The sequence below is a fragment of the Duncaniella sp. genome (genome assembly GCF_029054785.1).
Classification (GTDB): Bacteria; Bacteroidota; Bacteroidia; order Bacteroidales; family Muribaculaceae; genus Duncaniella.
The window spans coordinates 1-10,449 of record NZ_JAIDEN010000182.1 but is presented as its reverse complement, the minus strand read 5'-3'; the positions used below and the strand labels follow the sequence as shown (position 1 = coordinate 10,449).

Here is a 10,449-nt window from a genome sequence, read left to right as displayed (position 1 = left end):
TCTAAAAGATACACCACTCAGATTTTAACTCTTGTTTTTAAACCTCTAAAGGTTTTCTTAAAAAAACTCTTGATAAATTTTTTGATGGGAGCAAAAAGGTATAATCTCCGGATCCATTATGAGGATTCGGAGATTCCGAGTATGACTATTGTGTCTGTGATGAATGTTTGCCTGGCTCTATGAGCGTCCGACCGATGATTCCCTGATATTCAGTTTGGCCTCAAGACAGATTGTCTGAGGGGCAGAGGGACGTGTGGCTCTGATCTGTTTGAGCAGAAGTCTGGCTGCACACCGGCCCATCTCTTTCATCGGCTGGAGCACGGTGGTCAGCTGCGGCTCGACTATGGTTGCCATTGAGCCTTCGCTGAAGCCGACGATCGCAACATCTTCCGGGATCCGGACACCTGCGTTTTTGAGCACTTTCATGGCTCCGATGGCAATCGGATCGTTGAATGCAAAAATAGCGTCGGGCAAGTCGATGCCCTCATCAAGCAATGCCTGCATTGTCTCGATTCCGTCTTTGATGAAGATGCCTGCGTCGATCACTTTTGCCGAGGCTTCCAGCCCATGTTTTGTGAGAGCTTTGACATAGCCGTCGGCCCTCATGGCGCTGATCGGCATATTTACCGGTCCGCCGAGGTGCCAGATTTTTCGTCGACCGCTTTCTATCAGATGGTCGACTGCCATTTCTGCCATCAGTGAGTCGTCAATCCTCACTTTTGGAGCTTTCATTTTCGGGCAGCGGTTGAAAAATACCATCGGAGTGCCGCTGTCGATCACTTTTTTGTATTCCTCTTCGTTGCCACCCTCGTTGGTGATTGACATTATGATACCGTCGACCATATATTCCTGCAACACATTCAGGTTTTCAAGTTCCTGAGTGCGGGTCTCGTTGCTCTGAGTAATGACCAGATGATAGTTTTCTTCATAGAGAACTTCCTGGATTCCCATCACTACATTGGGGAAGAAACTGTTGACAAATTCCGGAATGATGATCCCGATTATGCCTGTATGTTTGTTCTGCAAGTTTTTTGCATTGAGATTTGGCCGGTAGTTCAGCTTTTTGGCCATTGCGAGGACTTTATCGCGAGTTTCCCGCTTTACGTCCCATGCGTCCGATAAAGCGCGCGATACAGTCGATGTCGAAATGCCTAATTCTCTGGCAATATCTTTGATTGTAACGTGGTTGTTCATGCGAAATTGAGTCTAAGGTACTGCAAATTTAGCACTTATTTTGGCAATTCGCATATATATCGTCCCGATAATGCTGTTATTGGCGCAAAATTTTCTGTCCGTTGACAATGTAGACTCCCGGTTGCGTGATTTCTGGAATTCTGATCCCGTCAAGACGGAAGATCCCTTCGGGTCTGTCTGACGGTTGGTCAGAATGGTTTGGCCGGATGGCGGATGTCTCAGGTCCGAAGGCTGTCTGGACTGTTTTTATGATGTTGCCGTTTTGCCTCACAGTTACCGTGATATCAACATTTTCTCCGTAGCCGAAACGGGCAAAACTCCACTCGTAGGGCCATGTCGATGCCGTCTGTTTTGCATCGTTGCATTTCACCTCGACTGTCAGGCCTGCGACTGATCCGCATTCGGCGAAGCCATACACGGAGTCCCAGCCGAAAGGCGAGCGGATGCGATAGAGATAGATTTTCCCGGCAGGGGTTTCGCTGTCGATGATGGAGAGTCCCTCGGCCAGGGCCGGGACATAGGGGCGGTTTTCCCAATTCATGTCGAGCGCGATTGTGATCAGACTGCGCTGAGGCACTTCGATGATAATTCCTGTTTCGCTGATCTCTGATCGGGATTCATGTCCGTCAGCGGCATAGACTGCGATGCTGCCGGATGAGATCTGTCTTTTCAGATCGTCGCTGAGTGAGACGGTGGTTTGGACCGTCTCATTGTTTTCGTTGCTCAGCATGATGAAAAGTTTCTCCGGATTGCGCGCCGAGAGAATGTTGACCGCCGGGCTGTCTGATCCGATTTTGCCATCGGGCATCCAGAGACGGCAGCGGTTTCCGTAGATGTTTCCTTCGGCTGCGCCATAGATCGAATTGCTGAACCAGACGAATCCTTCCTGTCTTCCTGATGGAAACTGAATGGCACCAGAACTGCGGGTAGTGATTTCCGTAACAAGGTAGTCCTGGAGTATGGCGAGATAGGCCGGGAGGTGATGGTAGTAGATCGAGCTTACGTCAGGACCTTTGTAGGGGAATGCTGCTGACTGTGTGATGTCGGTATAGCCGGTCGCATAATATCCGGGGTAGTTTTCCGAGCGTCCGATCACGGCGTTGCGGGCGAATGTCTCGTAGATTGGCCTGCCAGTCGCTTCGGTCAGTTCCAGAAGCCGTGGCGCCCATGAGCTCATGAAAACCGGATGGACGGTTTTGCCTGCCGAACGGATGAAGTAGGTGAGGGGTTGTTCGATGCCGAGTCCTACGGATGAGACTTTCCAGGCTTCTGCCTCGTGTTCAGGTGCATCGCCGGGAGTCCGGGGGAAGCCGAGACGGTATTGTTCCGCTCCTTTCCACCAGATTGTGGTCACTCCGTCGTAATTATTGCCGGGATGAACTGTCTGCTTACCCTGTGCTACTCTGGGCCATGTCTTGATTCCGGCAATAGTATGGGCCGCTCCTTCCGAGGCGGCATCAAGATAACGCTGGTCGCCGGTCAGGTCATAGAGATCCATAAATGGCTGCCAGTCGTCGCAGATCTGGCTGTTATAGAATGTTCCGGGTGCCGAGGGGGCTCCTCCGGCCTGATCTGACAGTTCTTTGATGTGGCTGTCGGCCAATGCGGTTGATCGGGAGAGCCATTTTTCATCGCCTGTGATTTTGTAGGCCGAGAGGGCCTGACGGAATGCCTGTACGGATGTGAAATATCCGTTGGCGGTCCGGAGCTGGCCGTCTGGAAGCGCGATGTCTTTCAGCCAGGGATTAATGTCGCCCATGACTGTATTGATCCCCTCATAGAGAGTGGTAGGAAATTGAGACGTCATCGGATCAAGGCTTTGAGGCTGGTTTCCGACAGTGCGGAAGTTTTTTCTCGAAAGGGTATATTCGATGGCGGGCAAGGCTCGTTGCTCATAGAAAGTCTCGTCATCGGTGAGCATTGAAGCGCCTACAAGAGCCATTGGGGCTGACTGCACGACTGTCGGTGTGACGGCGCCGTTTGCTTCGATGTCCCAGAAGCCTTTCATCGTTGCGTTCCATCCGCTGTGGTCTGGATTGTTGATCAAGGCAATCACATTCCTCAGTGTCTGTGAGAGAGAAACATTGTCCTGATGTCGGTAATCGCTTACCGAAAAGATGTTTTCGCTGATATATTCCAAGGTCTCGGACCATCCGGAGGCTTTTAAGCCGATAATGAATCCGGCGTCTATTTTTGAACCGGCTTTTGCCGCCGCATCTTTCATCCCGAACAGAGGAGAGAAGCCGACCGGCTGAATTTTGTTTGCGCTGTTGCGCAGAGTGAAGCCGACAGGGGAGTAGTCATACGATCCCCAGTCCTGGGAGAATGAATCGAGGTCGGCGCAGATGAAGTTTGTGACAGGGCCAAAAGAGGTCTGAGTCTCAGCGGCTGACAGGCATTGGGTCATCATTGAAGAGAAAAGCATCAGCGGTGTTGCCGGAAGATGCCGCTTCTGAAACATCGGAGGCATCAGGACATTGCTTGCATCTTCCTCGCTGATTTCTTTGGCCGAGTGGAGGGCAATGGAGTAGCATCCGTCTGCTGTCGGGCGGAATTCCATTCTGACGCGTATTTCCGGCCCCTGTTCCGGGACTGTCCACCAGGCGGTCAGTTCGCCTTTATCCCCACATTTGTATATGACTTTTATTGTGTTTGCAGAAGTCTTGCTGATTGCAGTGGCCTTGGCTTCGGTGAGGAGGCCGGAGTAATATGGGTTGGTGTTGTCGCCGTCAATTCTTACGGGATAGATCTGGCCGTTGAATTCAAATTGGCGTCGGGCCGTGCAGCTGTCCCATGCGGGATAGAACTGATTGTGGTTGACAGGAGAATTTTTTTCGTTGCTCAGGATTGCGATGCGGTTGTCTTCTTTCGAAGAGGCGAAGCGCCGCCATGATCCTGCGGCATAGAAATCTGTTTTGGATACGATCGATCCGTCGGTAAGTTTTACGAAGCTAAGCCGGATTTCATCATTGGATGCGGAGGCTACGGTTGAGTAGCCTGCTGCAATGTCGGCCGCTTCAGGAAGCAAGGGGGCTTCGGTGGTGGTATAGGGCATGCTGACCGGTGATTTTCTCCATTTTGCAATTTGAAGGTTGGTCAGAGTGTTGGGATCTGTTGAGGCATCTTGAGTCAGTAAGATGGCATCGCAGCGGCCATAATAGCCACCGCTGTCATGAAGACGCAGGAGTGTCTGTTTGCGGGCAAGATCAAGTGTGCCGACATTTTGCCAGCGGAATCCGTCGGATCCGTGGTTGCCGCACTCGGATAGCTCTATGCCGTCGACTGAAAGGGTGAATGTGCGCGGACGCGGGCTGTCAATATAGTCGCGAGAACGTATCCACACCTGATATTTGCCGCTTTCGTTGATGTTTATGACGGTCAGCGCATCGGCTGTCTTGTCGTTGTTATTGTCCTGATAGACCCGCAGCATGGCAGTCCCAAGACATTCTGATGACTTTTCAGTCACCCATTTGCCTTTGAACTGGAAGGCTTCCGCTTCGATGAGATAGGCTGATGAGGTCTGTGCGAGGCTGCCTGTCCAGTAGATCAGGCCGGAGATCAGCAGGGATAGTTTTTTGCGGGTCATGTATTGTTGTTTCTTTTTATTTATTTGGTGGAAAGATTGGAAAAAAGTCTTGCAGGTTTAACCCGCAAGACTTTTGTGAAACGAAAATCCCCCTTTTTATTTAACAATCTTCTTACCTTTTATTATATATATGCCCTTGGGCAAACCTTCAAGTGCGTTTTCTTCGCTCACGCCGCGTTTGACTGTCATTCCCTGGAGGTTGTAGACATTGACAGGTCCGTTTTTGGCGTCGGAGATATTGATTTCGATTCCGGTCGGCACATCACCTTTGCCGTTGATAAGCATAGGGAGAGTTTTAGCCGGATTTTCTAAAGTCGATGCGATATATGCTGAGAATGCAGGGAGTGTAGCTGAGCCATCGCTGAGAGTCCATTGTCCGTCAGAATAGTAATATGAATTTGCCGGTACAAAGTCTGTTCCCCAGTTTCCTACCATTGATACAGGAGAGCCTTCTTTGGTCCATGAGCCTGCGTTGCCTGATTGGATGTTGACATTTTTGAAAACAAGATAGTTGTCTTCGTTGATGTCTTCTTTCATTTTTACAAGATAGGGCTTGCGGGCCTGAGTGTTGGCTCCACTGACGGTTGCAAACGAGAGTTCTTCGTTATTGGTAAAATTATTCCAAAGAAGAAGGTCCTCGAATATGTCACGCCAGTTTTCTACAATGAAGGGGAGACAGATCGGATAATATTTATCGGCGCTGAATGTACGGCAGAGTTGAACATCAACATTTTCGGCAGCACCAAGAGCCTCAGTAGCATCCTCTGTAATGGCTATGAACTGAGATAATTTATAGAGATACATATCATTGAATCCGACTCGGTCGATTTTTTCATTTTCTGTCGAATTACGCTTCAATCCAAGTTTAATGTCCTGAGTGGCTGAGACTTTGAAGTCCATTGAATAATCGGCCAAAATCTGGTTGCCTTTGTTGATGGGAGTCGTTGCGTTCTGCTCTCCGGCCGCTAAGGTTACACAATTGGAGTTTACTGCAAATGCACGTATCGAAAGATAATATTTGCCTGGATTAAGGTTTACAGATTGATATACAATGAATTTATTGTGTGCTTCGGCGCTTTTGAATGCATCGGCTGCATAGGCGCGGACAAACACACCGTTGTTTTGATTGGATGTCGTGAGAAGGAACTTGGTTGTTGCAGTCGGATCAGTGTTGACGTTCGGTATTTCTGTCTTCCATGCGGTGTTGAGCTGTGTCGTTGTTGTTTTAGTGTCTGTTATGACATTATAGCGGAGCAGGAAAGACATGTCAAAGGCATAGCCCGGTTTGGGGCTTGCGTCCTGCATGTATTTTTCCATGGCGGCAGTGATTTCGGCCTCGGTCGATTCGGAATTGTCGACAACGGTCTGGAAGATCGCTTTTGCGCCTTCGGTGTCTTCGATGGAGTTTTGAAGAACTTCAGATGGAGTTGTCAGAACGATGAAATCATTTGCTTGAATTTCTGAGGCTGAAAAGGCCATCAGTGTCAGCGCAAGAGTAAAAAGTTTTTTCATGATTTATGCTTTTTGTTGATTGGATTCGAGGCTGTTTTTTTAATTCTGCGGTGTAAAGTTAGGCATAAAGAATATTGCTTTTTCAAATTCACGGCAAAAAATTAACGGGAACGTTTCCAAACAGTTGCGTCTGATTAAAGCTCTGGGGCAGTGGCAGGCAGAGGCATTTTAGATACTCGGACGCAGCTATAAACCGGTCTTTCTGAGCCTGCTGATTTCAGCCTGAAGTATGTGGAGAAACTTTGCTGCGTGTGCATCGTCCATCTGTGTGTGGTGAAATTGGAATGAGACTGTAAGCACCGATTTGAACCATCGTCGCCGATAGCTTCCCCATATCAGAAATGGATTGTTGAAAATTCCGCTATACATTCCGACAGCTCCGTCGATTTCGTATTCGGCTAAAGCTGATGTTCCGATTACCATCCGGTCGGTGATGTCGTGGTTGCGGCATGTTTCGGCTACGAGTCTGGTCAGATGCAGGTAGTCGGCGTTGAACTTTTCGATGTCTTCGGAATATGGAATGTCACATGAACTTATCTCGCCAAGGGCGTTTGCGACTATTGTATTGACAGCTAAAGAGTCGTAGACTATTAGTTTTCCGTCCACCGGAAGGATATGGAATTCTTTGACCTGCGAGGCGGCTTTGCCGATACACCAGCACATCAGCATGTTGAATTTTAGCTTTTTCCTTCGGCTGATCTTTAACAAAGGTGTGACGTCGAGCGTCTTGAAGAGTGTGACCATTGGCATCGGGGCTTTCATCCACATTTCAAAAGCATAGGCCCGTGAGGTCTCCGAGGGTGATATTTCGCGCATCATTTTTTTGATGCAAAGTTAGCTGCGATGATTCAGGCGAGATAGAAGAAAAGAGACATTATGCGGTATTATATAAAATAAGGGGGAGTGGTGAAAAGATCTGAATATGGTTGACAGGTTTGTAAAAATGATTTGGGCGTGTGGCTGCTGTGCGATTTGAACTCGCGGATAAAGTGAGATTGGTCAGCGTAGCCGCATGAGTAGGCAATGGTTGAAAAATCAGTTTCACCTTGCTGCATGTGCCACATGGTTTTCTGAAATAGCACCACAAGCGCATATTCTTTGGGATTCATTCCGACACAGTCTCTGAATATGCGTTCAAACTGTTTATTGCCGAGGCAGGCAGTGGACGATAGGGCAGAGACTGAAGTTTCAGGGCGGTGGAGCAGAGTGCTGATTGCAGGTGCGATTCTTCGGATATTCAATGTCGGATTTATTTTCTGTGTCAGCCATCTGTCTAAGATAGCGATACTTTCCGAGTCATTCTCGCAGTCGATGATTCGGGATGCCAGTTCATTTAGGTGCTTGTTGCCAAGATCGAAACCTCAGATTTCAGGCATGCATTTATGTTTTAGTAAAAGGTGGTAGCTTGAGTCGGTTATTTTAACTTCTGGCGATTGAGCATTATCTGGCTGAAATTTTCGCGACCCCAGTTGATGAGATCTTCAATGTGAGGAATAAGAGTGCGGCCAAAATCAGTGATGCTGTATTCCACTCTTGGAGGTACGTCTGCAAACAAGTCCCGCTTGATGATCCCGTCAGTCTGAAGCTGCCGGAGCACCTGAGATAATACTTTCTCCGATACAGACGGGATCGACCGGTAAAGTTCGTTGAACCTGACTGGTTGGCATTCGGAGATCTTCATCAGGACTACCAGTGACCATTTGTTGCCTATCCATTCGAGCATAGGGGCTGCTTTGCAATATCCGTAGTCTAACTTTTTTGCCATTTCAGAGAGTGTGGAAAGTGATTGACCATGAGCGAAACTGACTTTCGGGTAAGGGCCAAACCAAAGTGTAAGTTATTGTTTGACTACTGAAATACGTCTAACTTCGCAGTACAAAATTAACCAAAATCATTCAATTATGACCTATCCGCAACTGCATTTCACAGGCCAGGTATGGCGACCGCCTTATGAGGCCGGTTCCCAGCTTCTGCAAGTAACCTCAGGCTGTACATGGCACAGATGTAAATTTTGTAATCTCTATGAAGGAACACCGTTTCGGATGTCTCCGGTTGCAGAGATTGAGGAAGATCTCAACACCATCCGTCGGTGGCAGCCGCGTGCCCGGAGAGTTTATCTGACAGGAGCAAACCCATTTGCGCTTAGCTATGACAGACTCATGGATATTGCGTTGCTTCTGCGGAAATACCTGACACATTTAGGTTCCTTCGGTATGTTTGCGAGGGTAACGGATGTTGCGTCCAAAAGTGTAGAGCAACTTAAAAACCTTCGCCACATGAAACTCGACAATATCAATATCGGGATTGAAACAGCCCATGACCCGACACTGCGGCGAATGGACAAAGGCTATGAAGCAGCTGATATAATTGAACAGCTTTCAAAACTCGATGAGGCAGGGATCCGCTACAATGTTTTTTATCTCAACGGCCTGGGAGGGCAGGGGAGTGGAGTTGCAAGCGCGATCGCTACCGCCGATGTCCTCAATCAGCTCCATCCATATATAATAAATATTGTATCCCTCGTGATATTCCCTGAAACTAGGCTCTACAAAGAGCTGTTGGACGGCGGGTATGTTGAAGAACCGGAAATTGAAAGGCTCATGGAATTGCGGACACTGATCGACCGTCTGGAAATAAAAGTGAACATTCTTGGACACCATATCTCAAACACAGTTCCATTCACAGGAGCCTTGCCGGATGACAAAGCTGCTATCCTGCGGGAAATCGACAATGTGATATCTGAACATCCGGAAGCGGACCTCAAAAGCTATCGTAAACAGATATGGCATCTATGACCATGCAAAAAAATGCTGATTTCAATAAAAAATCAATGTAGCAGGGGTAATTATCGACTGATTGGGCGCTGTGTGGGTTTAATACGTTTATAAAAAGGGTGTTATAATCTGAGTACCGCTTGCATAAAGCAAAGGCCTAAAGTTTAAGAATACCTCAAAGAACATAAAAATTCACTTTTTAAGTAAAAAATATTCCAAAAAATTTGGATGATTCAAAAAAAGTCTCTACCTTTGCATCGCTTTTAAGGAAAAGCCCACTTAAAAACCTTAAGCGGAACGCCTCCTAAGCACTGATTCGCTAGCTCAGCTGGTAGAGCACAACACTTTTAATGTTGGGGTCCTGGGTTCGAGCCCCAGGCGGATCACCAAAGGGTCACAAATTCCACTTGGATTTGTGGCCCTTTTTCGTGTCCGTAAGCAACTGTCGCACAATCGTTAGCAATTTCACAATTCTCACTGTTAGAAGGATTTAGCACAAATTCAAGCTCCAGCCATTAGCCAAAGATAGCATTTGTTAGTTTCGATTTAGCACACTAACTTTGGTACAGATTTCGTGGATGTACCACAAAAATGTACCACAAAATGTACCGGATTTTCTCACATATCGGCAGCATGATGTCAGGCACCCTTCCGCACCCGGGAACGGAGGGAGTCAAGACCACGCAACTCTCTGATAATTCCTATTTTGTGCTAATTCCTCCCAAAAGATTTTCGGGAGGCAACAGCATGAGTTCGGGATACGTTTATGAGGTGCATGGTACACGTGTGGTACATTTTTCAGCGAATGTGGTACACGTTTTCAAGTGTACCACATCACGGAATCAGAACGATGTATCAAACTTAAAATCATAACGATATGGCTGGAATACCCCAAATCAAGATTATTTTTGACCGCCGCAAGAAGGCTTCGGCGGTTACGACGGGCACCGTGGAGGTGGAGGTGTCGTACAACCGCGAGCGTGTTCGCCTCTCAACCGGAGTGGCCGTGCTCAGGCAGCAGTGGCGCTCAAACCAGGTCGTGGACCATCCCATGGCCGAAAGCCTCAATGAGCAGATTCGCCGGGTGGCAGACGGCATAAGGGAAAAGATGTCTTCCATAGCCGCACACGGCGGAGAATACGATCTTTCTCTTCTAAAGAAGGTACGTAAGACCAGAGTGCAGTCATCGACCATAGATTTCCTTACATGGCTCGAAGAGCGTATCGACTTGCGTCCGGTGTCCGAGTCAACACGCCGTCAGCACAAGGTAATGCTCTCTTGCCTCAGGGAGTTCGGTGAAATCCGGAATTTCTGCGACCTGACGCCGAAGAACATCCGTCTGTGGGATGATTTCATCAGAAAGAGAGTAAAGACCCAGTCGTC

8 protein-coding genes and 1 tRNA gene are annotated in these 10,449 nt (G+C 48.1%); 3 read left to right on the top strand and 6 right to left on the bottom strand.

Translation table 11 applies throughout. The features are described 5' to 3' along the window. Window positions 1–177 precede the first annotated feature (177 nt). The 6 genes from K2H17_RS11090 to K2H17_RS11065 all read right to left on the bottom strand — a co-directional run bounded on the left by K2H17_RS11090 (window position 178) and on the right by K2H17_RS11065 (window position 8,057). A complete protein-coding gene (locus K2H17_RS11090; RefSeq protein ID WP_300134771.1) occupies window positions 178–1,194 on the bottom strand; it encodes a LacI family DNA-binding transcriptional regulator in 1,017 nt (338 codons plus the stop codon). A gap of 76 nt (window positions 1,195–1,270) precedes the next feature. Then, on the bottom strand, window positions 1,271–4,780 hold the full coding sequence (locus tag K2H17_RS11085; RefSeq protein WP_300134769.1) for a hypothetical protein: 3,510 nt from the start codon (window positions 4,778–4,780) through the stop codon (window positions 1,271–1,273). A gap of 96 nt (window positions 4,781–4,876) precedes the next feature. Beyond that, the gene (locus tag K2H17_RS11080) at window positions 4,877–6,292 is read right to left on the bottom strand and encodes a hypothetical protein (RefSeq protein WP_300134767.1); all 1,416 of its coding nucleotides are present in this window, start codon (window positions 6,290–6,292) and stop codon (window positions 4,877–4,879) included. 186 nt (window positions 6,293–6,478) lie between these two features. Beyond that, window positions 6,479–7,108 carry a CatA-like O-acetyltransferase, family 2 gene (locus K2H17_RS11075; RefSeq protein WP_300134773.1) on the bottom strand — a complete coding sequence of 210 codons (630 nt, stop codon included), beginning with the start codon at window positions 7,106–7,108 and terminating at the stop codon, window positions 6,479–6,481. Between the two features lie 68 nt (window positions 7,109–7,176). Continuing rightward, a complete protein-coding gene (locus K2H17_RS11070) occupies window positions 7,177–7,533 on the bottom strand; it encodes an AraC family transcriptional regulator (protein ID WP_300134765.1) in 357 nt (118 codons plus the stop codon). A 173-nt stretch (window positions 7,534–7,706) separates the two neighbouring features. Then, window positions 7,707–8,057 carry a helix-turn-helix domain-containing protein gene (locus K2H17_RS11065; protein WP_300134763.1) on the bottom strand — a complete coding sequence of 117 codons (351 nt, stop codon included), beginning with the start codon at window positions 8,055–8,057 and terminating at the stop codon, window positions 7,707–7,709. Between the two features lie 136 nt (window positions 8,058–8,193). Here K2H17_RS11065 and K2H17_RS11060 point away from each other — a divergent pair, with 136 nt between their 5' ends. The 3 genes from K2H17_RS11060 to K2H17_RS11050 form a co-directional block, all read left to right on the top strand. Continuing rightward, window positions 8,194–9,087: a radical SAM protein gene (locus tag K2H17_RS11060; protein ID WP_300134761.1), complete on the top strand. Its 894-nt coding sequence runs from the start codon at window positions 8,194–8,196 to the stop codon at window positions 9,085–9,087. A gap of 292 nt (window positions 9,088–9,379) precedes the next feature. Further along, window positions 9,380–9,455, top strand: a tRNA-Lys gene (locus K2H17_RS11055). A 488-nt stretch (window positions 9,456–9,943) separates the two neighbouring features. Next, window positions 9,944–10,449: Arm DNA-binding domain-containing protein (locus K2H17_RS11050; RefSeq protein ID WP_300134759.1), on the top strand; the 506-nt coding region annotated here is incomplete at its 3' end.

Coding starts and splice junctions, on each gene's coding strand:
- K2H17_RS11060 (WP_300134761.1), top strand. CDS start 8,194: ATGACCTATCCGCAACTGCATTTCACAGGCCAGGTATGGCGACCGCCT.
- K2H17_RS11085 (WP_300134769.1), bottom strand. CDS start 4,780: ATGACCCGCAAAAAACTATCCCTGCTGATCTCCGGCCTGATCTACTGG.
- K2H17_RS11065 (WP_300134763.1), bottom strand. CDS start 8,057: ATGGCAAAAAAGTTAGACTACGGATATTGCAAAGCAGCCCCTATGCTC.
- K2H17_RS11090 (WP_300134771.1), bottom strand. CDS start 1,194: ATGAACAACCACGTTACAATCAAAGATATTGCCAGAGAATTAGGCATT.
- K2H17_RS11080 (WP_300134767.1), bottom strand. CDS start 6,292: ATGAAAAAACTTTTTACTCTTGCGCTGACACTGATGGCCTTTTCAGCC.
- K2H17_RS11075 (WP_300134773.1), bottom strand. CDS start 7,108: ATGCGCGAAATATCACCCTCGGAGACCTCACGGGCCTATGCTTTTGAA.